This window comes from Pseudomonas sp. Irchel 3H3, from assembly GCF_900187635.1.
Lineage (GTDB): Bacteria > Pseudomonadota > Gammaproteobacteria > Pseudomonadales > Pseudomonadaceae > Aquipseudomonas.
This window is the reverse complement of sequence record NZ_FYEC01000001.1, coordinates 1-24,340: the sequence shown is the minus strand read 5'-3', so window position 1 is coordinate 24,340 and position 24,340 is coordinate 1. Positions and strand designations below refer to the sequence as shown.

Sequence of the window (24,340 nt, the reverse complement as noted above, 5' to 3'; positions counted from 1 at the left end):
GGCATCGCGAGCCGGCTCGCACAGTTGGCTGTGCAGGCGAGCCGGTTCGCGAAGGGCCGGGTCAGGCGCCGACGATCCCGCCGTCTTCCCGGCGGATGGCCATGACCGAGGAGCGCGGCTTGCCGTTGGGCAGGTGCTCGGGGAAGGTCGAACCGCCGTTCTCACCGGGGTGCTGAATGCCGACAAACAGGGTTTTCTGGTCGGGCGAGAAGCTGATGCCTGTGACCTCACAACCTACCGGGCCGACCATGAAGCGGCGGATTTCCCCGGTTTCAGGGTCGGCGCAGAGCATCTGGTTGTTGCCCATCCCGGCGAAGTCCCCGGCATTGCTGGAGTCGCCGTCGGTCAGGATCCACAGGCGACCGGCCTGGTCGAAGCCCAGGCCATCGGGGCTGTTGAACATGTTCTGCGGAGTGATGTTCGACGAGCCGGCCTTGGCCGTGCCAGCGTGTAGCGTCGGGTTGCCGGCAACCACGAACAGGTCCCAGGCGAACGCCGGCGAGGCATGGTCGTCGCCCTCGGTGCGCCAGCGCAGGATCTGCCCGTAGACGTTCTTCTCCCGCGGGTTCGGTCCGCCCGCCGGCTGCCCCTCTTCCCCACGCTTGACGTTGTTGGTGAGGGTGCAATAGACCTGGCCGTCGCTCGGACTGACGACAATCCACTCCGGGCGGTCCATGCGCGTTGCGCCAACCACGCTGGCCGCCAGGCGCGCGTGAATCAGCACCTCGGCCTGATCGGCAAAGCCGCTGCTGGCGTCGATGCCGTTCTTGCCGTGGCTCAGTTCGACCCACTGGCCCTGGCCCTTGGGGTGATCGGGGTTGCTGTCGCCGGCATCAAAACGGGCGACGTACAAGGTGCCATGGTCCAGCAGGTCGTGGTTGGCCTTGGGGTTCTGGTGGTCGATCTTGTCGCGGCTGATGAACTTGTAGATGAATTCGCCTCGCTCGTCGTCGCCCATGTACACCACCGCACGCCCGTCATGGGTTTCGGCCAAGGCGGCGTTTTCGTGCTTGAAACGGCCCAGGGCGGTGCGTTTGACCGGGGTCGACTGTGGGTCGAACGGATCGATTTCCACCACCCAGCCGTGGCGATTGAGCTCGTTGGGGTTTTTCGCCAGGTCAAAACGCGGATCGTGGGGGTGCCAGTTGATCTCTTTGCTGGTCGCCACTACACCGTAGCGTTTTTGTGCGGCGTCGAACTTCTGATCGGCGTTGCTGCTGCCAAAACAGTCGGTGAAGTTCTCTTCGCAGGTCAGGTAGGTGCCCCAGGGCGTCTTGCCGTTGGCGCAGTTCTGGAACGTGCCGAGCACATTCAGGCCTTTGGGATCGGCGCTGGTCCGCAACAAGGCGTGCCCAGCGGCCGGGCCACCGACACGAATGGGCGCGTTGCCGTGGATTCGGCGGTTGTAGCGCGAGCCCTGGACGAAGTGCCATTGGCCGTCCTGGCGCTGCACTTCAATGACCGATACGCCTTCGCACGCCAGGGCCTTGTGCACCTCTTCGGCCGACTGCGGCATGCCGCCGTGGGGGTAGAGGTAGCGGTAGTTGGTGTATTCGTTGTTGATGGCCATCAGTGCGCGGTTGTCGTCGTCCGGGAACGCGAACAGGCTCATGCCATCGTTGTTGTCGCCAAACTGGGCTTCCTGCTGCAGGGCGGTGCCGTTGCCACTGGGGTCAAAGGCCGGGCCGTCCTTGTGCAGGGGTTGGCCCCAACTGATCAATACCGATGAGGTGTAGCCTGCCGGCAGGCTGATGGTGTCACTGGTGGCGGCGGCGATACTGGCAAAACCCAGCAATTTGCTGTTGGCGGCACTGACGCTGGCGGCCAGCACGCTGCGGCTCAACAGGTTACCGCCGAGGAACATCGCGGCACCGCACAGCGCACCGGCACTGATAAAACCGCGACGGCTGAGGCCGACGATTTGTTCGAGGTCGGTGGCTTGGTTTTCTTCTAATAGGCTCACATCAGGCTCCCTGCTGGTTTTGGCAGTCACCATAAGGGGCGTTGATGACACAAATATTGCAGTGCTCAGCGGTTCACAGCGGTGTGCCGAGCAACACGTTGGCAGGGGAGAATTGCACCCGCACCGGTTTGCCAATCAGCAGGGAGTTGCTCCGCAGGTGCAATGGCTCGGCCAGGGCGCACAAAGTCTGACCGTTGGGTAGGGCGATTCGCACCTCACTGGGGCCGTCTTCGGCGTCGAGAATCTGCTCGATCGTACCGTTCAGGGAGTTATAGCCAGGCGTAGGCGTTTGTTCGCTCGCCAGCAGCTCGAGCCAGCCGGCCTTGATCAGCGCGACCACTTCGGTGCCGGCTTGCAGGTCCAGATGCTGGGTGCTGTCGTGGGTGATTTGCGCGTGCAGGGTCAGGCCGCCCGCCAGGGTCAGGGCGATCAGGTCATTGCGCCCTTGGGCCTCGATACCGGCGACCGTGCCATGCAACTGGTTGCGGGCGCTGGTGCGCAGCATCAAGCGACCGAGCAGGTCGAGGTCGCGGGCATCTTCTGCTGCCTCCAGGACCTGCGCTTGCAAGGCCTGCAGGCGCAGGTAGAGGCGCAGCACGCGCTCGCCCTCGCTGGACAGTCGCGCGCCACCGCCGCCCTTGCCGCCGACACTGCGCTCCACCAGGGGCTTTTGTGCCAGGTTGTTGAGTTCATCGATGGCATCCCACGCCGCCTTGTAGCTCAGCCCGGCGCTTTTCGCGGCGCGGGTGATCGAACCCTGTTCGGCAATGTGCTGCAGCAGCGCAATGCGTTGCGGGCGACGGACAATGTGTTGAGACAACAAAGTAGGCAAGGACATGATCTGCGCTGCGAGTACGGGTGATGGACTCGGACGTTGGCGGCTCGGCGCGTCGGAGTCAAGTTGGGGCGCCGGGTTTTGCGGTGCGCGCCAGGCAATAGACATCGACGCGGCTGGCGCCCGCGTCGATCAACAGGCGCGCCAGGCTCTGGGCGGTGGCGCCGGTGGTCAGCACATCGTCGACCAAGGCCAGGTGCCGGCCTTTGATAGCTGCCTGCGGGGTCAGCGCGAAGGCGTTGCGCAGGTTCTGCTGGCGCGCCCTGGCGCTGAGGTCCTGCTGCGCGGTGGTGTCGTGGATGCGTTGGAGCAGGTGTTCCTCGCTGGGTATCTGCAAGCTGGCGCTAAGCCAGTTGGCCAGCATCGCCGCCTGATTAAAACCTCGCGCGCGAAGCCTTTGGCGTGCCAGCGGTACCGGCACCAGTGCGGCGGGGCGGGGCAAACCTTCATCGAAGCAATGTTGCACGAATTGTCCGAGAAGTTCGCCCAACAGGCGGCCATAGGGCCAGTTCGCCGAGTGCTTGAAACGGGTGATCAAGCTGTCTACCGGAAAGCTATAGGACCAGGGCGCGATCACCTGTGCGAAGGCCGGAGGGGTGCTCAGACACTGGCTGCAGACCTGGCCGCTGAAGGCCAGGGGCAATGCGCAGACCGTGCAATGTTCGACCAGCCAGGGCAGTTCGGTTTCACAGGGTTGGCAAATGGGCTGCGGGGTGTCGGCTGGATCGTTGCAGAGCAAACATTGCTGTGTGTTTTTTAACCAGATGTAAACCAGCCCTTCGTACTGTGGTTGACAGCGCATGACTCTTCCTTAAATATGCTGAAACATCCGTGTTGTGCCTGTGGGAATTCGGTTTTTCCCGGGGTACGTGCCAAAGCATAAGAAAGGAAATGAGCCGATGAGCGCCAGCATCACCGCCAAATTGCGTCACGATTGGTCTTTGGCCGAAGTTAAAGCGCTGTTCGTTCAGCCTTTCAATGACCTGTTGTTCCAGGCGCAGACGGTGCACCGTGCGCATTTCGATGCCAACCGCGTCCAGGTCTCGACCCTGCTGTCGATCAAGACCGGCGCTTGCCCGGAAGATTGCAAATATTGCCCGCAGTCCGGTCACTACAACACCGGCCTGGAAAAAGAAAAGCTGATGCAAGTGCAGCAGGTCCTGGAAGAGGCCGCTCGTGCCAAGGCCATCGGTTCGACCCGTTTCTGCATGGGCGCGGCGTGGAAACACCCCTCGGCCAAAGACATGCCCTACGTGCTGGAGATGGTCAAAGGCGTCAAGGCCATGGGCCTGGAAACCTGCATGACCCTGGGCCGGCTCGACCAGGACCAGACCGCGGCCCTGGCGCAAGCGGGCCTGGACTACTACAACCACAACCTCGATACCTCGCCGGAGTTCTACACCAGCATCATCACCACCCGCACCTACAGCGAGCGTCTGCAGACCCTGGCCTATGTGCGTGATTCGGGGATGAAGATCTGCTCGGGCGGGATCCTGGGCATGGGCGAGTCGCTGGACGATCGCGCCAACCTGCTGATCCAGTTGGCCAACCTGCCGGAGCACCCGGAGTCGGTGCCGATCAACATGCTGGTGAAAGTGGCGGGCACACCGCTGGAAAACGCCGAAGACATCGACCCGTTCGACTTCATTCGCATGCTGGCCGTCGCGCGCATCCTGATGCCCCAATCCCATGTGCGCCTGTCGGCTGGCCGTGAGGCCATGAACGAGCAAATGCAGGCCCTGGCCTTCTTCGCCGGTGCCAACTCGATTTTCTACGGCGACAAATTGCTGACCACCGCCAACCCGCAGGCCGACAAGGACATGCAGCTGTTCGCGCGCCTGGGCATCTTGCCGGAGGCTCGCGAAGAGCATGCCGACGAGGTCCACCAGGCCGCCATCGAACAGGCGCTGGTGGAGCAAAAGAGCAGCGAGCAGTTCTATAACGCCGCTGTTTGATCGTCTGGAATGCGTAACCCTTGTAGGAGCGAGCTTGCTCGCGATGAACTCAAAAACGACGCGTTTTTATTCAGGTAACACGCGTCATCGTTAACGTTCATCGCGAGCAGGCTCGCTCCTACAGGGATCGTGTTCATTTGATTTATGTGATCTGACACTCGAGGCCTGCATGTCTTTCGATCTCGCTGCGCGCCTTGCTGCCCGTCGTGCCGAAAACCTTTATCGCCAGCGCCCGCTGCTCGACAGCCCGCAGGGCCCACAAGTGGTGGTCGATGGACAGCCGTTGCTGGCGTTCTGCAACAACGATTACCTGGGCCTGGCCAATCATCCCCAAGTGATTGAAGCCTGGCGCGCGGGCGCGGCACGCTGGGGTGTGGGCGGTGGCGCTTCACACCTGGTGATCGGCCACAGCACGCCGCACCACGAACTGGAAGAGGCCCTAGCCGACCTGACCGGTCGCCCGCGGGCGCTGCTGTTCACCACCGGTTACATGGCCAACCTCGGGGCAGTCACGGCGCTGGTGGGGCAGGGCGATACGGTGCTGGAAGACCGTCTCAACCACGCTTCGTTGCTGGATGCCGGTTTGCTCTCGGGGGCGCGTTTCAATCGCTACCTGCACAACGACTCCGTAAGCCTGTCCAGGCGCCTGGAGAAGGCCACCGGCAATACCCTGGTGGTTACCGATGGCGTGTTCAGCATGGATGGCGACATTGCCGACTTGCCCGCCCTGGCTCGGGAAACCAAAGCCAGGGGCGCCTGGCTGATGGTCGATGACGCCCACGGTTTTGGTCCGCTGGGTGCCACTGGCGGTGGAGTGGTCGAGCATTTCGGCCTGAGCCAGGAAGATGTGCCGGTATTGGTCGGCACCCTCGGCAAGGCCTTCGGTACGGCCGGTGCGTTTGTGGCTGGCAGTGAAGAGTTGATCGAAAGCCTGATCCAATTCGCTCGCCCGTACATCTACACCACCAGCCAACCGCCGGCCCTGGCCTGCGCGACCCTCAAGAGCCTGGAGTTGTTGCGCAGCGAGCATTGGCGACGTGAGCATCTGCAGGTGCTGATCCGCCAGTTCCGCCAGGGTGCCGAACAGATTGGCCTGGAACTGATGGACAGCGCCACGCCGATTCAGCCGATCATGATCGGCGATGCCGGGCGAGCGCTGCGGTTCTCGCAGATGCTGCGTGAGCGCGGATTGATGGTCACGGCGATTCGCCCACCCACCGTGCCGGCCGGCAGCGCCCGTTTGCGCGTGACCCTGACCGCCGCCCACAGCGAGGCACAGGTGCAGCTATTGTTAGAAGGGCTGGCCGATTGTGTACAGCATCTGGGAGCGGCGGCGAACCATGCGTGATCGACTGATTCTGTTGCCGGGCTGGGGCCTGGGTATTTCTCCACTGGAGCCGTTGGCGGCCGCGTTGCAAGGTCTCGACGAACACCTGCGGGTGGAGATCGAACCCTTGCCGGAGCTGGACTCCAGCGACCTTGATGAATGGCTCGAAGAACTCGACGCCAGTGTGCCGCAAGACGCCTGGCTGGGCGGTTGGTCACTGGGCGGGATGCTCGCTGCAGAACTGGCCGCCCGCCGTGGCGAGCGCTGCTGTGGCCTGCTGACGCTGGCGAGCAATCCATCGTTTGTCGCCCATGCCGAGTGGTCCAGCGCCATGCCGGCGCAGACGTTCGACGGGTTCCTGGCCGGTTGCAACGCCGACCCGCGCACCACCCTCAAACGCTTCAGCCTGCTCTGCGCCCAGGGCGCCGAAGACTCGCGCGGCCTGTCGCGGCTGTTGTTGGGCGGAGCCCCCCATACGGCGCCAGCGGTGCTGATGAGTGGCCTGGAACTGCTCGCCCAACTGGACACCCGCAAGGCCTTGCAGGCTTTCCGCGGGCCGCAGTTGCATCTGTTTGCCGGCCTCGATGGCTTGGTGCCGGCCGAGGCTGCGGGCGAGCTGTTGAGCCTGTTGCCCGATGTTGAAATTGGTCTGATTGAACAGGCCAGTCATGCGTTTCTTCTGGAAGACCCCCACGGTGTGGCGGGGGCGATCCAAGCCTTTTTGCACGAGTGCGGTGATGACTGATTTGTCTCTTCCCAACCTGCCCGGCGGTTTGCCCGACAAGCGCCAGGTAGCGGCGTCCTTTTCCCGCGCGGCGGCCAGTTACGACAGCGTGGCCGAGTTGCAGCGCGACGTGGGTAGTGAGTTGTTACGTCGGTTACCGGAAGATTTTGTCCCTGCTGTTTGGCTAGACATGGGCTGCGGCACCGGGTATTTCAGCCGAGCGCTGCAAGAGCAGTTTCCTGCGAGCGCCGGAGTGGCACTGGACATCGCTGAAGGCATGCTCAAGCACGCCAGGCCCTTGGGCGGGGCGCAGCATTTCATTGCCGGGGACGCGGAACGCCTGCCCCTGCAGGACGCCAGTTGCGAACTGGTGTTTTCCAGCCTGGCGGTGCAGTGGTGCGCCGATTTTGCCACGGTGCTCAGTGAAGCCTATCGGGTGCTCAAGCCGGGAGGAGTGTTGGCCTTTGCCAGCCTGTGCGTCGGCACGTTGTATGAACTGCGCGACAGTTGGCGGCAGGTCGACGGCCAGGTGCACGTCAATCGGTTCCGTGAGTTCAGCCGCTATCAGCAGTTATGTGCGGCCAGCGGTTTGAACGTGCTGGACCTGCAGCAGTGTGCCCATGTGCTGCATTATCCGGACGTGCGCAGCTTGACCCATGAACTTAAAGCGCTGGGCGCGCATAATCTGAATCCGGGTCGGCCAGGTGGGCTGACAGGTCGGGCGCGCATCAGTGGTTTGATCGCCGCCTATGAGCAGTTCCGTCAGGCGCAAGGGCTGCCAGCCACGTATCAGGTGGTCTATGCCGTATTGGAGAAACCTCGATGAGCGCAGCGTATTTCATCACGGGCACCGATACCGATGTCGGCAAGACCACGGTGGCCGCCGGCCTGTTGCACGCCGCACGCTTGGCAGGGTTGAGCACGGCGGCCGGCAAGCCAGTGGCTTCCGGTTGCGACGTGACGCCCAAGGGCCTGCGCAATGCCGATGCACTGGCGTTGCTGGCACAGTGTTCGTTGCCGCTGACTTACGCCGAGGTTAATCCGCAGGCGTTCGAGCCGGCCATCGCCCCCCATCTGGCGGCACGCGAGGCCGGTGTTGCGCTGACGGTCCAGTCGCTGGTGGCGCCGATGCGCCATATCCTCGATAAGCAGGCGGACTTCACCTTGATCGAGGGCGCCGGTGGCTGGCGTGTGCCGCTGGCCGACCAGGATAATCTGTCGGACCTGGCGATGGCGCTGGGCCTGCCGGTGATCCTGGTGGTCGGGGTGCGCCTGGGGTGCATCAATCACGCCTTGCTGACCGCCGAAGCGATTGCCCGCGACGGACTGCAACTGGCCGGGTGGGTGGCCAATATCATCGAACCCAAGACCTCACGCCTGGAAGAAAACCTCGCAACCCTGGCCGAGCGACTGCCCGCGCCTTGCCTGGGACGGGTACCGAAACTCAAGGTGGTCACCGCCGAAGCGGTGGCCGAACACCTGCAACTGGATCTGCTCGACTAACGCCCACTCCTTCCCTGGTCGACAGCGTGATGGATACGCTGTCGGGCCGGGCTATTGCTGCTCCTTCAACTAATCTTTGTGACACACGGTGATGCTTTGTGCATCGGCCGTGCGCTTTGTTGTGTGCGTAATTCAGGAGGCCGTTGACGAACGGCGAAGGATCGACGCTTGACAAGATTTCAGCGTAAACGTATGTTTCAAACAACTGTTTGACCGTCACAACAAATCATCGCGGTCGTTCATTCCCGGTTACATCAGCAGAGGTTTATCGCTATGCCTGACTACAAGGCCCCCTTGCGTGATATTCGCTTCGTTCGTGACGAACTGCTCGGCTACGAAGCGCACTATCAGAGCCTTCCGGCTTGCCAGGACGCTACCCCGGACATGGTTAACGCCATTCTCGAGGAAGGCGCCAAGTTTTGTGAGCAGGTGCTGGCTCCGCTGAACCGCGTGGGTGACACCGAAGGCTGCACCTGGAGCGAGTCGGGCGTTAAGACGCCAACTGGTTTCAAGGAAGCCTACAAACAATTCGTTGAAGGCGGCTGGCCGAGCCTGGCGCACGACATCGAGCACGGCGGCCAAGGCCTGCCGGAGTCCCTGGGCCTGGCAGTCAGCGAAATGGTTGGCGAGTCCAACTGGTCGTGGGGCATGTACCCTGGCCTGTCGCACGGCGCGATGAACACCATCTCCGAGCACGGCACGCCAGAGCAGCAAGAGGCTTACCTGACCAAGCTGGTTTCCGGCGAATGGACCGGCACCATGTGCCTGACCGAACCGCACTGCGGCACCGACCTGGGCATGCTGCGCACCAAGGCCGAGCCACAGGCCGATGGTTCGTACAAGGTTTCCGGGACCAAGATTTTCATCTCGGCCGGTGAACACGACATGGCCGATAACATCGTCCACATCGTACTGGCCCGCTTGCCGGACGCTCCGGCTGGCACCAAAGGCATTTCCCTGTTCATCGTTCCAAAGTTCATGCCCAACGCCGATGGCAGCATCGGTGCGCGCAACGCCGTGACCTGTGGTTCCCTGGAACACAAGATGGGTATCCACGGCAACGCCACCTGCGTGATGAACTTCGACGAGGCCACCGGTTTCCTGATCGGCCCGGCGAACAAAGGCCTGAACTGCATGTTCACCTTCATGAACACCGCACGCCTGGGTACCGCCCTGCAAGGCCTGGCCCACGCCGAAATCGGCTTCCAGGGTGGCCTGAAATACGCTCGCGATCGCCTGCAGATGCGCTCCCTGACCGGGCCGAAAGCCCCGGAAAAAGCCGCTGACCCGATCATCGTGCACCCGGATGTTCGTCGCATGCTGTTGACCATGAAGGCATTCGCCGAAGGCAACCGTGCAATGGTTTACTTCACCGCCAAGCAGGTCGACATCGTCAAGTACGGCGTAGATGAAGAAGAGAAGAAGAAAGCCGACGCACTGCTGGCCTTCATGACGCCAATCGCCAAAGCCTTCATGACCGAAGTCGGTTTTGAATCGGCCAACCACGGCGTGCAGATCTATGGCGGCCACGGCTTCATCGCCGAGTGGGGCATGGAGCAGAACGTTCGCGACAGCCGTATTTCCATGCTGTACGAAGGCACTACCGGCATCCAGGCTCTCGACCTGCTGGGTCGTAAAGTGCTGATGACCCAAGGCGAGGCTCTGAAAGGCTTCACCAAGATCGTGCACAAGTTCTGCCAGACCAACGAAGGCAACGAAGCGGTCCAGGAATTCGTGGCACCGCTGGCAGCACTGAACAAAGAGTGGGGCGAATTGACCATGAAGGTCGGCATGGCCGCGATGAAAGACCGCGAAGAAGTGGGCGCGGCTTCCGTGGATTACCTGATGTACTCCGGTTACGTCTGCCTGGCCTACTTCTGGGCTGACATGGCGCGCCTGGCAGCCGAAAAACTGGCTGCCGGCACGACCGAAGAGGCGTTCTACACCGCCAAGTTGCAGACTGCGCGATTCTACTTCCAGCGTATCCTGCCGCGTACCCGCACTCACGTTGTAACCATGCTGTCGGGCGCCAACAACCTGATGGACATGAAAGAAGAAGACTTCGCACTGGGCTACTGAGCCTAAGGCAGGTCCTTCAACAAACCGCTGCACCTTCGGGTGCAGCGGTTTTTTTATTCCCGAAATAAAGCGATACAAACCCCCGGCTGAAACACCCAACCGTGCGCTATGGCGGCCGTTAAAGAACCGTAGACAGTACATTTCATGCACTGTCGTGCCAGCATGAAGGCATAATGCCATCAATCAATTTGCCGGGCCGGAGCTTTACCCTTGTCGCGTTCCTCTGCTGTACGTTTGAGTCACTTCCTGCCTTCGCTGCTGCTATTGCTCGCAGGCCTCGCAGTGGCTTACGTCAGGGAACTCAACGTGTTTTTCACCTCGTTGTTCAACGTCCTGCCGACCCTGGTGTTGCTGCTCGGCGGCGCGTACTGCGCGGTTTACCGACGCCAGCGTGAACTGTTCATGATGGTCACGGTGTACATCGCCTACTTTCTGCTCGACACCCAAACCGACTATTACCGTGACTTTGGCGGGGTACGCGAAGACGCCGCGGTGATCTTCCATCTCTGCTGCCTGCTGCTGCCCGTGTTGTACGGGACATTCGCGGCGTGGCAGGAGCGGACCCATCTGTTTCAGGACCTGGTCGCGCGGTTCGCGGTACTGCTGGCCGTGGGCAGTGTGGCCCTGGCCCTGGAGCAAAGTTATCCCCAGGCCGTGCAGGCCTGGCTGGCGGAAATCCGTTGGCCGGCGCTGCATGGGGCCTGGATGAGCCTGATCCAGCTGGCGTACCCGCTGTTCCTCGCGGCCTTTGGGTTATTGGCCTACCAATATTGGCGCCATCCCCGACCTTTGCACGCGGCCCAACTGGTGGGCCTGCTCGGCTTGTTCTGGATGCTGCCCAAGACCTTCATCCTGCCGTTTACCCTGAATATCATGTGCAGCCAGGTGATGTTGATGATCGCCGCCGCGGTGGCACACGAGGCCTACCAGATGGCGTTTCGCGATGAGCTGACCGGTTTGCCCGGGCGGCGGGCGCTGAACGAGCGCTTGCAACGGCTGGGCCGCAATTACGTGCTGGCCATGAGCGACGTCGATCACTTCAAGAAATTCAACGACACCCACGGGCATGATGTCGGCGACCAGGTGCTGCGCCTGGTGGCCAGCAAATTGTCGAAGATCGGTGGCGGTGGCCGTGCCTATCGTTATGGCGGCGAAGAGTTTGCCCTGGTATTCGCGGCCAAGAGCCTTGAAGAGTGTTTGCCGTACCTGGAGGAGATCCGCGAAGCGATTGCCAGCTACAACATTCAGCTGCGCAATCAAGACAGCCGGCCCCTGGACGATCAACAAGGTCGGCAGCGCCGCTCCGGGGCCAGTGCTTGCAGCGTGGCGGTCACGGTGAGCATCGGGGTTGCCGAGCGCCTGGCGCAGCGTACGCCGGAAGAGGTGTTGAAAAGCGCCGACCAGGCACTCTACAGCGCCAAGGGGGCCGGGCGAAATTGTGTGATGGCGTTTGGGCAGAGCCGCCGTGGCGCGGTGCGCATGGACGGGGCAACGGATTGAGTGATGATGGCGCATTCAGCGCTTGCACTGTGATTGTCCGGGGTGGCGTGCGGCAGTAGGTTGCAGGGATCTGCTGACGGAGCAATGACCATGCCTGAGTACAAAGCCCCCCTGCGCGACATGCGCTTTCTGATCGACCACGTGTTTGACTTCCATGCCAACTACGCCGCGCTCGGGGCTACCGATGCCAGCCCGGACATGGTCAATGCAATCCTCGAAGAGGGCGCCCGCTTCTGCGAAAACGTCCTGGCCCCGCTGAACCGCTCGGGTGACGAAGAAGGCTGCCATTTCGACAATGGCGTGGTCACCACCCCCAAGGGTTTCAAGCAGGCGTTCGCCCAGTATGTCGAAGGTGGCTGGCATGGGCTGGCGGCGGACCCGGCGTATGGTGGGCAAGGGTTGCCGAGTTCACTGGGGCTGGTGATCAGCGAGATGGTCGGTTCCAGCAACACCTCTTGGGGCATGTACCCGGGCCTGACCCACGGTGCGATGTCGGCCATTCACGCCCACGGCACCGAGCAGCAGAAACAGGCCTACCTGGGCAAACTCACGGCCGGCCAGTGGACCGGCACCATGTGCCTGACCGAGGCCCATTGCGGCACTGACCTGGGGATCATCAAGACCCGCGCGGTGCCCCAAGCCGACGGCAGCTACGCGGTCACCGGCAGCAAGATCTTCATCTCCGCCGGTGAGCACGACCTGAGTGACAACATCATTCACCTCGTTCTGGCCAAGCTGCCGGATGCGCCGGCCGGGACCAAAGGTATCTCACTGTTCATCGTGCCCAAGTTCCTGCCCGACAGCCAAGGCGAGGCGGGCGAGCGCAACGGGGTTACCTGTGGTTCGATCGAGCACAAGATGGGCATCAAGGCCTCGGCCACGTGCGTGCTGAACTTCGACGGCGCCACGGGTTACCTGATCGGCGAGGCGAACAAAGGCCTGAACTGCATGTTCACCATGATGAACCACGCTCGGCTCGGCACCGGGATGCAGGGCTTGTGCCTGGGCGAGGCGAGTTTCCAGGGCGCGATCAAGTACGCCAACGAGCGTCTGCAGATGCGCGCGCTGACCGGGCCCAAGGCCCCGGAACAAGCCGCCGACCCGATCATCGTCCACCCCGATGTGCGGCGCATGCTGCTGACCATGAAAGCCTTCAACGAAGGCAATCGGGCGCTGACCTACTTCACCGCCCAATTGCTCGATGCCGCGCACCTGTCCAGCGACGCCGAGCAACGCCAGGACGCCGAGAACCTGTTGGCGTTCCTGACGCCGATCTGCAAGGCGTTTATGACCGAAACCGGCCTGGAGGTGACCAACCACGGGATGCAGGTCTTTGGTGGCCACGGCTATATCCGCGAGTGGGGCATGGAGCAGTTGGTGCGTGACTGCCGCATTGCGCCGATCTACGAGGGCACCAACGGCATCCAGGCGCTGGACCTGCTGGGGCGCAAGGTACTGGGCAGCCAGGGCCAGTTGCTGCGCGGTTTTACCAAAATCGTCCACAAGTTCTGTGCCGCCAACGCCGGGCATCCACAGCTCAAGACGTATGTCGCGCAGCTCGACGGGCTCAATCAGCAGTGGGGTGAACTGACCACCCAGGTCGGGATGGCGGCGCTGAAGAACCCTGATGAAGTGGGGGCCGCGGCGTTGGATTACCTGATGTACAGCGGTTACATCATCCACGCCTACCTGTGGCTGCGCATGGCGCTGGTGGCTCAGGCGCAGTTGGAGGCGGGCAGTGGTGATGCCGACTACTGTGAGGGCAAATTGGCCACCTGCGAGTTTTACTTCAAGCGTCTGCTGCCGCGCACGGCGGCCCATCGGGCGGCGGTGCAGGCAGGCAGTGATTGCCTGATGAAGCTACCAGCAGGGCTGTTTGCGCTTTGACGGTGGTGGTTTAAGCACATCGCGGGCAAGCCCTGCAACGCCGGGAAGGCGGTGCAAGGCTTGCCCGCAATGGTTTTTAGTGACTAAAAATTACAAATAAGTCACGAGTCGACCCTATGTGTCGCAAAAGTTGTTCGGGTACACTCCCGGCACTTGTTGTATCCCGATCCCCACGAATCACCTTTCACGTATTACGAGGTTTGCCATGGCTGACTACAAAGCGCCCCTGCGCGATATGCGCTTCGTCCTCAATGAAGTTTTCGAGGTGGCCAAGCTCTGGGCAGAACTTCCTGCTTTGGCCGACACCGTGGATGCCGAGACCGTCGAGGCGATCCTTGAGGAAGCTGGCAAAGTCACCAGCAAAAGCATCGCGCCACTGAGCCGGGCCGCCGACGAAGAAGGTTGCCACTGGAGTGACGGTGCCGTGACCACCCCGGCAGGTTTCCCACAGGCCTATCAGACCTACGCTGAAGGGGGCTGGGTCGGGGTCGGTGGCGATCCGGCGTTCGGCGGCATGGGCATGCCCAAGACCGTTTCGGCCCAGGTCGAGGAGATGGTCAACTCCGCCAGCCTGTCGTTCGGCCTGTACCCGATGCTCACCGCCGGTGCCTGCCTGTCGATCAACGCTCATGCCAGCGAAGAACTGAAGGCCACGTACCTGCCGAACATGTACGCGGGGGTCTGGGCCGGTTCCATGTGCCTGACCGAACCCCATGCCGGGACTGACCTGGGGATCATCCGCACCAAGGCCGAGCCTCAGGCCGATGGTTCCTACAAAGTCAGTGGGACCAAGATCTTCATCACCGGCGGCGAACACGACCTGACCGAGAACATCATTCACCTGGTGCTGGCGAAGCTGCCGGACGCCCCGGCAGGTCCGAAAGGCATTTCGCTGTTCCTGGTGCCGAAATTCATGGTCAACGCCGACGGCAGCCTGGGCGCACGTAACCCGGCCAACTGTGGTTCGATCGAACACAAGATGGGTATCCAGGCATCCTCCACCTGCGTGATGAACTTCGACGAAGCCGTGGGTTACCTGGTCGGTGAGCCGAACAAAGGCCTGGCGGCGATGTTCACCATGATGAACTACGAGCGTCTGGGCGTCGGTATCCAGGGGCTGGCCACCGGCGAGCGCTCTTACCAGAACGCGGTTGAATACGCCCGTGACCGCCTGCAAAGCCGTGCGCCAACTGGCGCGCAGAACAAGGACAAGGTTGCCGACCCGATCATCGTTCACCCTGATGTGCGACGCATGCTGCTGACCATGAAGGCGTCGAACGAAGGTGGCCGTGCCTTCTCCACCTATGTGGCCATGCAACTGGACACCGCCAAGTTCAGCGAAGACCCAACCACCCGCAAACGTGCCGAAGACCTGGTGGCGTTGCTGACCCCAGTCGCCAAGGCGTTCCTCACCGACCTGGGCCTGGAAACCACGATTCACGGCCAGCAAGTGTTCGGCGGTCATGGCTACATTCGCGAATGGGGCCAGGAGCAACTGGTACGCGACGTGCGCATTACCCAGATCTACGAGGGCACTAACGGCATTCAGGCGCTGGACCTGGTCGGGCGCAAAATCGTCGGCAGTGGCGGGGCGCTCTACAACCTGTTCGCTGATGAGATTCGTCATTTCACTGCGACCGCCGGTGCCGAACTGGGTGAATTTACCCGGCCGTTGAACCGTGCAGTGGAGACACTGGACGAACTGACCGCCTGGCTGCTGGACCGGGTGCAAGGTAATCCGAACGAAATCGGCGCGGCCTCGGTCGAATACTTGCAGGTGTTTGGCTATGTGTCCTACGCCTACATATGGGCCCTGATGGCCAAGGCTGCCATCGGCAAGGAAACACAGGATGAGTTTTACGCCAGCAAGCTGGGCACTGCACGCTTCTACTTCGCCCGTTTACTGCCGCGGATTCACTCGCTCAGCGCTTCGGTCAAAGCCGGCAGCGAGTCGTTGTTCCTGTTGGATGCCGCGCAGTTCTGAGGAATGTAACCTCATGTAAGCATTTGCTTACATGACGTGCTGCTGTTCTCCCCTGTTCGCAGATTGGATCCACAGCTAATCTACTCATATGGACGTCGCGCAGGAAGCGCAAAGCAACAACACGGACACGTAGGATTCTGCCAGGACGGCGGAGTGAAATGGATGTCAGGGAAACAGTCTGCAAAGCCCCGCTTCGGCGGGGTTTTCTTTTGCCTGCGATTTACGTTTTGCCCATCAACCCTGGGCATCCAGGACCGTCGGGCTCGCCAGGCGCCCGTCCGGGCCATCCATCACATCCTCCAGCAGGTTGCGCAACAATTCCAGGGTGGCCTGCTGACGCTGCACATCCCGACAGACCAACCCCACCTTCAGCGGCACGCGCGGTTCACTCAACGGTTTCCACAACAACGCCTTGTTGCCATGCTCGCGCTGTGAGCGTCCGGGCAAAACAGTCGCCAGCCGGGTGTGGGGCAAACTGTCGAGGATCCCCGCCATGTTGTTCAGCTCGGCCTGCACTTGCGGGCGGCGGCCGAGGCTGGCCAGTTGTCCCTGCCAGATCTGGCGGATCTGAAACTCCTCACCCAGCAACAACATTGGCAATTCGGCGGCCTGGCTCATGGAGACTTTCTTGAATTCGCGCAGTGGGTGGTCGACGGGGATCACCAGGGTCAGTTCGTCTTCGTACAGCAGCACGCCATGCAGCCCCGGCTGGCGCGGCGGCAGGTAGCTGATGCCGATGTCCAGCGAGCCGTTAAGCAGGCGGCGTTCGATTTCCAGCCCCGTGAGCTCGTAGATCTGCACCACCAAATGGGGCTGGGCCGTACGCACCCGCTCAAGCATTTTTGGCACCAAGCTGGTGTGCACGGTTTGCAGGACCCCGATGGCCAAGGTGCGCGAGGCTTGGCCCTTGAAGTTGCCCAAGGCTTCGCGCGCCCGTTGCATGCCATCGAGCAAGGGCAGGGCGTGGTTGTACAGGGTATGCGCGGCCAGTGTGGGCAGCAGCCGTTTGCTGCTGCGCTCGAACAGGCTCACATCGAGGTTCTGTTCCAGTTGCCGGATCTGTTGCGAGAGCGCCGGCTGGGAGATCGACAGACGTTCGGCGGCCCGGCCGACATGGCCTTCTTCGTACACCGCGACGAAATAACGCAGTTGCTTAAAATCCATAAGTAATTCTTATCGAAAAAGCTGGGAAATCGAAATGGCTCAGCGCCCTGCAGAAGCCTAGTCTAACCGCATTCACAAGGCTTATAGGGCCAGAGAGCGCGATGAATACCGTTTACGTTGATGGTGTTTACATAGGCAAGGCTAAAAACCTGGGGCAGGGCTTGGTCAGCGATACCGACAAAGAGCGGATTGCCAATCGACTCTGGTTGTGGCCGCAGGGCCTGGGCAGTGACGAGCACGGCGATCCGCGCTTTCACACCGGTCCCGAGCGGGCCCTGCATCACTACCCGGCCGAGCACTACGCGTACTGGCGCAAACGTTATCCACAGATCGACTGGCAGGCGCCGGCCTTCGGCGAGAACCTCTCGACCCACGGCCTCGGTGAAGAGCAGGTGTGTCTGGGCGATCTGTTTCGCTGGGGTGGCGCGCTGTTGCAGGTCAGCCAACCGCGTTCGCCGTGCTATCGCCTGAGCCGTCGCTGGGGTGTGCCGATCCTGCCCCAGCTCGCCCAGGACACCGGGCGCTGTGGCTGGTTCTACCGCGTGCTCAAGCCTGGGTTTGTCAGCGCCGAGCAACCGTTCGAACTGATCCAGCGCAGTTACCCCGGCCTGACCGTGGCCTGGGCGTTGCGCAGTTTTTATCGCGAACCGCTGGAACATACCGGTTTGAAAAAGCTGATTGATTGTCCGGCGCTGTCTTCGCGCTGGCGCGATATTGCCATCAAGCGCCTGCGCAGCGGGCGGGTCGAGGATTGGACGGCGCGTCTGCTGGGCTTGCCGCTGGAGGGTTTGCGCGCATGAACCTGTTCAACCTGCGTCGCCCGCAGCCGAGCCTGGATGACCTGGCGGCCGAGGGTTTGTTACCTGCAAGGAGCGCTAACCTGTCCAGTGAGTGCCTGATGCCGAGTGTTGAGCGAGCCCCGCAGATTTTCGTCCGTGGCCAGGGTTCCTGGCTGTGGGACAGCGCTGACCGCGCCTACCTGGACTTTACCCAGGGCGCCGGAGCCAACAGCCTCGGCCATAGCCCCACGGCACTGGTCAAGGCGCTGACGGCCCAGGCGCAGGCGCTGATCAATCCTGGCTCGGGATTGCTCAATCGCGGCCAGTTGAACCTGGCCGAGCGGCTGTGCAACAGCACTGGCAGCGACCAGGTGTACCTGCTCAATACCGGCAGTGAGGCGTGCGAAGCCGCGATCAAGCTGGCGCGCAAATGGGGCCAACTGCATCGCGGCGGTGCTTCGCGAATCATTACCGCCAGCGGTAGCTGCCATGGTCATGGCTTTGCTGCGTTGTCTGCCTCGGACTGCCAGGACAATCGCTTCGAGCCCCGGCTCCCGGGTTTTGATCGTGTTCCGTTCAACGACCTGCCGGCGCTGCATGCGGCGGTGGACGCGCAGACTGTGGCGATCATGCTGGAGCCGATCCAGGCTGCGGCGGGCGTACTGCCTGCGACCGAGCATTACCTCAAGGGCGTCGAGCGCTTGTGCCGTGAGTTGGGGATTCTGCTGATCCTCGACGAAGTGCAAACCGGCATGGGCCGTTGCGGTCGACTGCTGGCTGAACAGCTATATGGCGTGCGGGCCGACATTGTTGTGTTGGGCAAGGGCCTCGGTGGCGGAGTGCCGGTGGCGGCCTTGCTGGCCCGGGGCAGCGCCTGCTGTTTTGAACCGGGCGAATTGGACGGCACCCATCACGGCAATGCCCTGATGGCATCGGCTGGCCTGGCAGTGCTCGATAGCGTGCTCGATCACGGGTTTCTCGAACATGTACGCGACAGCGCTCAACACCTGCACGAAGGCTTGGCGCGCCTGGCCAATCGCTACGGGCACGGCGAGTTGTGCGGTCACGGCCTGCTCTGGGGGCTCAGGCTCAGCGATGACTCGGCCGACGCCGTGGTCAAGGCCGCGATGTACGAAGGCCTGCTGATCAGCGCCCCACAAGCCGACTGCCTGCGCTTCACCCCGGCGCTGACCGTCAGCCAGGCCAACATCGACGAAATGCTCCTGCGCCTGGCGCGCGCCTTTGCCCGGGTGCGCACCGCCCAATTGCAATGTCGCAAAGGCATCGCGGTCTGACGTGATCGCAACACCTGAATTCCCGAACCGTCTCGCGGTATAACGCATCGCCCCATGCCTGATCCTTTTGGCATGGGGCGTTTTTTTTGTCCCGACGATTTTCAGGAGCCTATTCAGGGCTTGAGCGGTAACCGCAACAATGGCTTTTTATGGAGTCGGCAAGGATTGCCGATACCGGTGCGCAGAAATGACGACGGTCGGATTGGCTATCCATACCACTAGGTGGTATTTTTCAGGGAAGGGATGTCCATGAGTATCAGACTGTTCAAGACCAAGCGTTTTGCCCTCCAGGCTGCCAAAGCCTGGATTGGGGACGATGAGTTGAGGTCAGCATTTGCCGAGTTGTTAAAAGGACAAGCGGACAGCCTGGGAGGCGGCGTTTGGAAAAAACGCCTGAACCAAAACCGACACCGTTCGATCATCCTGGCCAAGGGCGGCCGTTACTGGATATACCAATTCCTGTTTGCCAAAAAAGATCAAGGCAATATCAGCCAGACGGAACTGGCCGCTTTTCGAGAACTGGCTAAAGCCTATGAAAAGCTTGATGAGACACAGGTCCGGCAGTTGCTGGATATGAAGGAATTTGTGGAGATGCACCATGAGCAATAAATTCAAAAGTGAAGCCCTTGAGTCGGCTCACGATTCGGCTGCTGCCTTGCTGTCGATCGGGGCCATCAGCAAGACCACCATGCGCCAATTCGACGAGACGTGCCTGGCCCACGTACCCCAGGCGATTGCGGCGCTGGAGATCAAGCAACTGCGCGAGCGCAACAACGTCAGCCAGCCGGTGTTTGCCCGTTACTTGAACACCAGCGCCTCCACGGTCAAGCAGTGGGAAGCCGGCGACAAACAACCCAGTGGCATGGCCCTCAAACTGCTCAGCATCGTGCAAAAGCATGGGTTGGAGATTCTGGCCTGACCAGGCCGCAATAGTGGCACCTGGCCGGAAGGTTACGGAACCCTGGCCAACGCCGCGGGTCGATTAGGTGTGTGGCTGATTACAGCCCACCTTACTCAGGAGCTGCCCTATGGATTTCATTCGCATCATCATCGCCATTCTGTTGCCGCCACTGGGCGTATTCCTGCAAGTGGGGTTCGGCGGCGCGTTCTGGCTGAATATCCTGCTGACCTTGTGTGGCTATATTCCGGGCATCGTTCACGCGGTGTACATCATCGCCAAGCGTTAAGCCTGTGGATCGCAGCGTTGAACCGCGCTGCGATCAGCCCTGTGCTGGCTTCATCACCTCGCGATAAAACAACCATTCCTGCTCCAGTGCGTGGGCCTGATTGCTGGCCTTGCGAAAGCCGTGGCGTTCGTCTGGGTAGTAATGGGCCTGCGCCGCGATGCCGTTGTCTTGCAGGGCCTTGAGCATGTCGCGGGTCTGCTGCGGGACAACGACGGCGTCGAGTTCGCCTTGAAAAAAGATCACCGGCACCTGGATATTCTGTGCGTGTTGCAGCGGGGTGCGAGCGGCGTAGCGCTCGGCGTCGGCGATGGGATCGCCGATCAGCCAATCCAGATAATCACCCTCGAACTTATGGGTCGCACGGCCCAGGGCGACAGGGTCGCTGACCCCGTACAGGCTGGCACCCGCGCGGAACACCTGGTGAAACGCCAGGGCACACAGGGTGGTGTAGCCGCCGGCACTGCCGCCGCGAATGAACGCGTGCTCGCCATCGATCAAGCCTTGTGCGGCGAGGTACGTGACCACCGCGCAGGCATCTTCGACATCCACCTCGCCCCAACGCAGATGCAGGGCCTGTCGATACGCCCGGCCGTAGCCGCTGCTGCCGCGATAATTGAGGTCGGCCACGGCAAAGCCGCGCTGGGCCCAATACTGGATGCGTGGATCGAGCATCGGATAGCAGGCCGAGGTCGGCCCGCCATGGATGAATACCAGCAACGGCGGCTTTTCCACATTGCCGATGGCTGGGTAGAAGAACCCATGGGCCTCGCCCTTGCCGCTGGGGTAGCGCAAGGTCTGGGGTTGGCTGATCTGCTCGGCGGGTAACAGCGCGACGCCGCCGGCCAGGACCTGCACCTGGTGGCTGTGGCGGTCGATGGCGATGACGGCAGAGGGACTGACCGGTGAGGCGGCAATGCAGTAGATGAACTGCTGATCCAGCGCCAGGTTGCGAAAGCGGCTGTAGTCGCCGGTGTAGTCCTCGACCTGCTGGCCTGAGCACAGGCCCAGGCGGCCAAACCCGGCAACTGTCCAGCTGGCCAGGTAGCGCTGCTCGTCCAGTGGCAGCCAGGTGCAACCCCCCAATTGCCAGGGCGCCGGACCGTGGTCGGCCACGGCACTGGGCAGCGGTTGCCAGCCTGATTCGCTGTCGACCCACGGCTGCCAGAATCCATCTCGGTCACTCAGGCAATACAAGCGCCCGCGCTCATCGAAGCGCGGCTGTTGCAGCGACTCCTCGACATCTGCCCCGGCTACGCAACGGGGTGGGGCCAGGCTGCCGTCGGGATTCAATTGGGCGAGCATCAGGCGCGTGGCGGTCCAGGGCTGATGGGGGCGGCTCCACTCGATCCATGCCAGTTGTCGGGCGTCGGGGCTCAAGGTCGGCGCGGCGTAAAAGTCCGCACCTTCCACCAGCAGCTGGCGTTGACCCTCGGCAGCGATGGCCACCAGGCGGTGCTGGTTGGCCTGTTCTTCGACGGCCAACACCTGGCCGTTGGCCCACTGCAAATCACCGTATCGGCACTCGCCCGCGGTCAATGCCTGGGGTGGTGCGCCCGTCAGGGTTTGGCGGTAAAGCTGCTGGTCGGCCTCGTTGACGAAGAACAGCGCGTCATCGCCCAGGCAAAATGCACCGCCGCCGTATTCGTAGACCCGGCTGCGCACGCTGAAACCGGGTGGAGTCAGGCAATGGGCGTGCTGCTCGCGCCAGTGCCAGATCCGGCAGGCGCCATCCTGGGGGCGATATTCATTCCAGAACAGGCCTTGGGCGCCCACCTGCAGGTCCGCGAAGTCGACCCCCGCGGACACGGCTTTGAGGGCGCTCAAGGCTTCAGCCTTTAACGATGAGGCGTGAGTTTCGTTCATTGCGAAAGGCCAACTGTTCGATGGTCTGGGTGGCGTGCTCGGCTTCTTCGCGCGCCTTGAGGATCATGCCGTGATGCTCGGATTTACTGCACACCGGGTCAGCGTTGCTGGCGTCGCCGGTGAGCATGAAGGCCTGGCAGCGACAGCCGCCGAAGTCCTTTTCTTTCTCGTCACACGAGCGGCACGGCTCGGGCATCCAGTCGTAACCGCGAAAGCGGTTGAAGCCGAACGAGTCGTACCAGATGTGCTGCATGCTGTGCTCGCGCACGTTGGGAAACTGTACCGGCATCTGTCGGGCACCGTGACAGGGCAGCGCGGTGCCGTCGGGGGTGACGGTCAGGAAAATGCTGCCCCAGCCATTCATGCAGGCTTTCGGGCGTTCTTCGTAGTAGTCCGGGGTGACGAAGATCAGCTTGCACGGATGCCCTTGGGCTTCCAGTTTGGCGCGATATTCGTTGGTGATGCGTTCGGCGCGCACCAGTTGTTCCTGGGTCGGTAGCAGGCCGACCCGATTGAGCTGGGCCCAGCCGTAGAACTGGCAGGTGGCGAGCTCGACGAAGTCGGCTTCCAGGGCGATGCACAGCTCGATGATGCGGTCGATCTTGTCGATGTTGTGCCGATGGGTGACGAAGTTCAGCACCATCGGGTAGCCATGGGCTTTCACCGCCCGGGCCATCTCCAGTTTCTGCGCGAAGGCTTTTTTCGAGCCGGCCAACAGGTTGTTCACCTGCTCATCGCTGGCCTGGAAGCTGATCTGGATATGGTCCAGGCCAGCCTTTTTGAAGTCGCTGATTTTCTGTTCGGTGAGGCCGATGCCCGAGGTGATCAGGTTGGTGTAGAACCCCAGCTTGCGCGCCTCGCCGATCAACTCGGCAAGGTCCTGGCGCACCAGCGGTTCGCCACCCGAGAAGCCCAGTTGCGCGGCACCCATTTCCCGCGCCTCGCGGAACACTTTCAGCCACTGTTCGGTGCTCAGTTCCTGGCCTTGTGCGGCGAAGTCCAGCGGGTTCGAACAGTAGGGGCACTGCAGCGGGCAGCGGTAGGTCAGCTCGGCGAGCAGCCACAGCGGCAGGCCGACTTCCGGCTTGGCCGGCAGGGCCGCAGGATCAGCCGAGTTCGATCCAGTGCTGTGCACGGGCGACCTCCATGAATTGCTCGATATCCTCGCCAAGCTCAGGCACGCCGGGGAATCGGCTGTCCAGTTCGGCGATGATCGCGGCGACGTCACGCTGGCCATCGATCAGGCCGCCAATCAGCGCGGCGCTTTCGTTGAGCTTGATCATGCCTTCGGGGTACAGCAGCACATGGCCTTTTTGCGCCGGCTCGTACTGGAAGCGGTAACCGGGACGCCAGGTGGGGGTCCTGCTGCGGTCGAAACTCATAAGGCGATTCCTCGGTGCCAGACCCGTTGCTCGGTCACGCTGTGGTAAGGCGGGCGGTTCAGTTCATAGGCCATGCTCATGGCATCGAGCATGCTCCAAAGTATGTCCAGTTTGAACTGGAGAATTTCCAGCATGCGCTGCTGGCCAGCATAGGTGGTGTAGTGCTGCAGGGTGATCGCCAGCCCGTGCTCGACATCACGCCGCGCCTGGCCCAGGCGCGTGCGGAAGTATTGGTAACCGGCCGGGTCGATCCAGGGGTAGTGCTGTGGCCAACTGTCCAGGCGCGACTGATGGATCTGCGGGGCGAACAGTTCGGTCAGCGAACTGCTGGCGGCTTCCTGCCAACTGGCGCGGCGGGCGAAGTTGACGTAGGCGTCGACGGCAAACCGCACGCCCGGCAACACCAGTTCCTGGGAGCGCAGTTGCTCGGGGTCCAGGCCCACGGCCTGGCCGAGGCGCAACCAGGCTTCGATGCCGCCGTCTTCACCGGGCGCACCGTCGTGGTCGAGCAGGCGCTGAATCCATTCGCGGCGGATCTCGCGGTCCGGGCAATTGGCCAGGATCGCCGCGTCCTTCAGGGGGATGTTCACCTGATAGTAGAAGCGGTTGGCGACCCAGCCCTGGATCTGTTCGCGGCTGGCCCGGCCTTCGTACATCGCCACGTGGTACGGGTGATGGATGTGGTAGTAGGCGCCCTTGGCCCGCAGCGCGGCTTCGAACTCGGCGGGGGACAGCGGTGTGTCGGTCATTGCGGTTCTCCGGTGTACATCCGGTGGATGCTTTGGTGCTTGCTCGCGATGAGGCCATCCGCTACAGCACAATACTCATGCCGTCATACGCCACTTCAACATTGCGCCGCACCAGCTCGGCACGCTCGGCCGAGTCTTCATCGAGGATCGGATTGGTGTTGTTG

Annotated in this window: 22 protein-coding genes and 1 pseudogene; 14 read left to right on the top strand and 9 right to left on the bottom strand. The window is 62.1% G+C overall.

Annotated elements, in window-relative coordinates:
* Window positions 1-61: 61 nt before the first annotated feature.
* The 3 genes from CKW24_RS00115 to CKW24_RS00105 all read right to left on the bottom strand — a co-directional run bounded on the left by CKW24_RS00115 (window position 62) and on the right by CKW24_RS00105 (window position 3,600).
* Window positions 62-1,963, bottom strand: a complete 1,902-nt coding sequence (locus CKW24_RS00115; protein WP_095165184.1) for a PhoX family phosphatase — start codon at window positions 1,961-1,963, stop codon at window positions 62-64.
* Window positions 1,964-2,036: 73 nt separating this feature from the next.
* Window positions 2,037-2,801, bottom strand: a complete 765-nt coding sequence (locus CKW24_RS00110; protein ID WP_095164300.1) for a TOBE domain-containing protein — start codon at window positions 2,799-2,801, stop codon at window positions 2,037-2,039.
* A gap of 58 nt (window positions 2,802-2,859) precedes the next feature.
* Window positions 2,860-3,600 carry a ComF family protein gene (locus CKW24_RS00105; protein ID WP_095164298.1) on the bottom strand — a complete coding sequence of 247 codons (741 nt, stop codon included), beginning with the start codon at window positions 3,598-3,600 and terminating at the stop codon, window positions 2,860-2,862.
* A gap of 97 nt (window positions 3,601-3,697) precedes the next feature.
* Here CKW24_RS00105 and bioB point away from each other — a divergent pair, with 97 nt between their 5' ends.
* The 9 genes from bioB (at window position 3,698) to CKW24_RS00060 (ending at window position 15,757) form a co-directional block, all read left to right on the top strand.
* The gene (gene bioB, locus CKW24_RS00100) at window positions 3,698-4,753 is read left to right on the top strand and encodes a biotin synthase BioB (protein WP_095164297.1); all 1,056 of its coding nucleotides are present in this window, start codon (window positions 3,698-3,700) and stop codon (window positions 4,751-4,753) included.
* A 169-nt stretch (window positions 4,754-4,922) separates the two neighbouring features.
* Entirely contained in the window at window positions 4,923-6,101 is a 1,179-nt protein-coding gene (gene bioF, locus CKW24_RS00095; RefSeq protein ID WP_095164295.1) for an 8-amino-7-oxononanoate synthase, read from the top strand.
* Window positions 6,094-6,825 (top strand): alpha/beta fold hydrolase, encoded by a 732-nt coding sequence (locus CKW24_RS00090; protein ID WP_095164293.1) that lies wholly within the window; start codon window positions 6,094-6,096, stop codon window positions 6,823-6,825. The genes bioF and CKW24_RS00090 overlap by 8 nt, the downstream gene beginning before the upstream one ends.
* Window positions 6,818-7,630: a malonyl-ACP O-methyltransferase BioC gene (bioC, locus tag CKW24_RS00085; RefSeq protein ID WP_095164290.1), complete on the top strand. Its 813-nt coding sequence runs from the start codon at window positions 6,818-6,820 to the stop codon at window positions 7,628-7,630. Before CKW24_RS00090 ends, bioC begins: the two co-directional genes overlap by 8 nt.
* Window positions 7,627-8,307: a dethiobiotin synthase gene (bioD, locus tag CKW24_RS00080; protein WP_095164288.1), complete on the top strand. Its 681-nt coding sequence runs from the start codon at window positions 7,627-7,629 to the stop codon at window positions 8,305-8,307. The genes bioC and bioD overlap by 4 nt, the downstream gene beginning before the upstream one ends.
* A 273-nt stretch (window positions 8,308-8,580) precedes the next feature.
* Complete coding sequence (locus CKW24_RS00075) at window positions 8,581-10,386, top strand: phenylacyl-CoA dehydrogenase (protein WP_095164286.1); 1,806 nt, start codon at window positions 8,581-8,583, stop codon at window positions 10,384-10,386.
* 210 nt (window positions 10,387-10,596) lie between these two features.
* The gene (locus tag CKW24_RS00070) at window positions 10,597-11,886 is read left to right on the top strand and encodes a GGDEF domain-containing protein (RefSeq protein ID WP_095164284.1); all 1,290 of its coding nucleotides are present in this window, start codon (window positions 10,597-10,599) and stop codon (window positions 11,884-11,886) included.
* Window positions 11,887-11,976: 90 nt separating this feature from the next.
* On the top strand, window positions 11,977-13,773 hold the full coding sequence (locus CKW24_RS00065) for an acyl-CoA dehydrogenase C-terminal domain-containing protein (RefSeq protein ID WP_095164282.1): 1,797 nt from the start codon (window positions 11,977-11,979) through the stop codon (window positions 13,771-13,773).
* A 205-nt stretch (window positions 13,774-13,978) separates the two neighbouring features.
* A complete protein-coding gene (locus CKW24_RS00060) occupies window positions 13,979-15,757 on the top strand; it encodes an acyl-CoA dehydrogenase C-terminal domain-containing protein (protein WP_095164280.1) in 1,779 nt (592 codons plus the stop codon).
* Window positions 15,758-15,991: 234 nt separating this feature from the next.
* On the opposite strand, the gene CKW24_RS00055 is transcribed toward CKW24_RS00060, so the two are convergent.
* Window positions 15,992-16,921: a LysR family transcriptional regulator gene (locus CKW24_RS00055; RefSeq protein ID WP_095164278.1), complete on the bottom strand. Its 930-nt coding sequence runs from the start codon at window positions 16,919-16,921 to the stop codon at window positions 15,992-15,994.
* A 101-nt stretch (window positions 16,922-17,022) separates the two neighbouring features.
* On the opposite strand from CKW24_RS00055, the gene CKW24_RS00050 reads away from it, so the two are divergent.
* The 5 genes from CKW24_RS00050 (at window position 17,023) to CKW24_RS00030 (ending at window position 20,182) form a co-directional block, all read left to right on the top strand.
* Entirely contained in the window at window positions 17,023-17,721 is a 699-nt protein-coding gene (locus CKW24_RS00050) for an MOSC domain-containing protein (RefSeq protein ID WP_095164277.1), read from the top strand.
* Window positions 17,718-18,995, top strand: coding sequence for an aspartate aminotransferase family protein (locus tag CKW24_RS00045; RefSeq protein ID WP_095164275.1), 1,278 nt, complete (start codon window positions 17,718-17,720; stop codon window positions 18,993-18,995). Before CKW24_RS00050 ends, CKW24_RS00045 begins: the two co-directional genes overlap by 4 nt.
* 249 nt (window positions 18,996-19,244) lie before the next feature.
* On the top strand, window positions 19,245-19,604 hold the full coding sequence (locus tag CKW24_RS00040) for a type II toxin-antitoxin system RelE/ParE family toxin (protein ID WP_095164273.1): 360 nt from the start codon (window positions 19,245-19,247) through the stop codon (window positions 19,602-19,604).
* A complete protein-coding gene (locus CKW24_RS00035) occupies window positions 19,594-19,914 on the top strand; it encodes a DNA-binding transcriptional regulator (RefSeq protein ID WP_095164271.1) in 321 nt (106 codons plus the stop codon). The genes CKW24_RS00040 and CKW24_RS00035 overlap by 11 nt, the downstream gene beginning before the upstream one ends.
* 109 nt (window positions 19,915-20,023) lie before the next feature.
* Window positions 20,024-20,182, top strand: coding sequence for a YqaE/Pmp3 family membrane protein (locus CKW24_RS00030; RefSeq protein ID WP_003228885.1), 159 nt, complete (start codon window positions 20,024-20,026; stop codon window positions 20,180-20,182).
* Window positions 20,183-20,215: 33 nt separating this feature from the next.
* Here CKW24_RS00030 and CKW24_RS00025 read toward each other — a convergent pair whose 3' ends face one another.
* The 5 genes and pseudogenes from CKW24_RS00025 to CKW24_RS00005 form a co-directional block, all read right to left on the bottom strand.
* Complete coding sequence (locus CKW24_RS00025; protein WP_095164269.1) at window positions 20,216-22,045, bottom strand: S9 family peptidase; 1,830 nt, start codon at window positions 22,043-22,045, stop codon at window positions 20,216-20,218.
* Window positions 22,011-23,180, bottom strand: coding sequence for a pyrroloquinoline quinone biosynthesis protein PqqE (gene pqqE / locus CKW24_RS00020; RefSeq protein ID WP_095164267.1), 1,170 nt, complete (start codon window positions 23,178-23,180; stop codon window positions 22,011-22,013). The genes CKW24_RS00025 and pqqE overlap by 35 nt, the downstream gene beginning before the upstream one ends.
* The gene (pqqD, locus tag CKW24_RS00015; protein WP_095164265.1) at window positions 23,152-23,427 is read right to left on the bottom strand and encodes a pyrroloquinoline quinone biosynthesis peptide chaperone PqqD; all 276 of its coding nucleotides are present in this window, start codon (window positions 23,425-23,427) and stop codon (window positions 23,152-23,154) included. Before pqqD ends, pqqE begins: the two co-directional genes overlap by 29 nt.
* Window positions 23,424-24,176: a pyrroloquinoline-quinone synthase PqqC gene (gene pqqC / locus CKW24_RS00010; protein WP_095164263.1), complete on the bottom strand. Its 753-nt coding sequence runs from the start codon at window positions 24,174-24,176 to the stop codon at window positions 23,424-23,426. Before pqqC ends, pqqD begins: the two co-directional genes overlap by 4 nt.
* A gap of 61 nt (window positions 24,177-24,237) precedes the next feature.
* A pseudogene (locus tag CKW24_RS00005) lies at window positions 24,238-24,340 on the bottom strand (pyrroloquinoline quinone biosynthesis protein B); the annotation flags it as partial.

What these genes read in the sequence shown, in the direction of transcription:
- CKW24_RS00050 (WP_095164277.1), top strand. Translation starts at nt 17,023, where the DNA reads ATGAATACCGTTTACGTTGATGGTGTTTACATAGGCAAGGCTAAAAAC.
- CKW24_RS00110 (WP_095164300.1), bottom strand. Translation starts at nt 2,801, where the DNA reads ATGTCCTTGCCTACTTTGTTGTCTCAACACATTGTCCGTCGCCCGCAA.
- CKW24_RS00090 (WP_095164293.1), top strand. Translation starts at nt 6,094, where the DNA reads ATGCGTGATCGACTGATTCTGTTGCCGGGCTGGGGCCTGGGTATTTCT.
- CKW24_RS00040 (WP_095164273.1), top strand. Translation starts at nt 19,245, where the DNA reads ATGAGTATCAGACTGTTCAAGACCAAGCGTTTTGCCCTCCAGGCTGCC.
- CKW24_RS00025 (WP_095164269.1), bottom strand. Translation starts at nt 22,045, where the DNA reads ATGAACGAAACTCACGCCTCATCGTTAAAGGCTGAAGCCTTGAGCGCC.
- bioB (WP_095164297.1), top strand. Translation starts at nt 3,698, where the DNA reads ATGAGCGCCAGCATCACCGCCAAATTGCGTCACGATTGGTCTTTGGCC.
- CKW24_RS00105 (WP_095164298.1), bottom strand. Translation starts at nt 3,600, where the DNA reads ATGCGCTGTCAACCACAGTACGAAGGGCTGGTTTACATCTGGTTAAAA.
- CKW24_RS00035 (WP_095164271.1), top strand. Translation starts at nt 19,594, where the DNA reads ATGAGCAATAAATTCAAAAGTGAAGCCCTTGAGTCGGCTCACGATTCG.
- CKW24_RS00055 (WP_095164278.1), bottom strand. Translation starts at nt 16,921, where the DNA reads ATGGATTTTAAGCAACTGCGTTATTTCGTCGCGGTGTACGAAGAAGGC.
- CKW24_RS00045 (WP_095164275.1), top strand. Translation starts at nt 17,718, where the DNA reads ATGAACCTGTTCAACCTGCGTCGCCCGCAGCCGAGCCTGGATGACCTG.
- pqqC (WP_095164263.1), bottom strand. Translation starts at nt 24,176, where the DNA reads ATGACCGACACACCGCTGTCCCCCGCCGAGTTCGAAGCCGCGCTGCGG.
- CKW24_RS00030 (WP_003228885.1), top strand. Translation starts at nt 20,024, where the DNA reads ATGGATTTCATTCGCATCATCATCGCCATTCTGTTGCCGCCACTGGGC.
- pqqD (WP_095164265.1), bottom strand. Translation starts at nt 23,427, where the DNA reads ATGAGTTTCGACCGCAGCAGGACCCCCACCTGGCGTCCCGGTTACCGC.
- CKW24_RS00075 (WP_095164286.1), top strand. Translation starts at nt 8,581, where the DNA reads ATGCCTGACTACAAGGCCCCCTTGCGTGATATTCGCTTCGTTCGTGAC.
- CKW24_RS00060 (WP_095164280.1), top strand. Translation starts at nt 13,979, where the DNA reads ATGGCTGACTACAAAGCGCCCCTGCGCGATATGCGCTTCGTCCTCAAT.
- bioF (WP_095164295.1), top strand. Translation starts at nt 4,923, where the DNA reads ATGTCTTTCGATCTCGCTGCGCGCCTTGCTGCCCGTCGTGCCGAAAAC.
- CKW24_RS00065 (WP_095164282.1), top strand. Translation starts at nt 11,977, where the DNA reads ATGCCTGAGTACAAAGCCCCCCTGCGCGACATGCGCTTTCTGATCGAC.
- bioD (WP_095164288.1), top strand. Translation starts at nt 7,627, where the DNA reads ATGAGCGCAGCGTATTTCATCACGGGCACCGATACCGATGTCGGCAAG.
- bioC (WP_095164290.1), top strand. Translation starts at nt 6,818, where the DNA reads ATGACTGATTTGTCTCTTCCCAACCTGCCCGGCGGTTTGCCCGACAAG.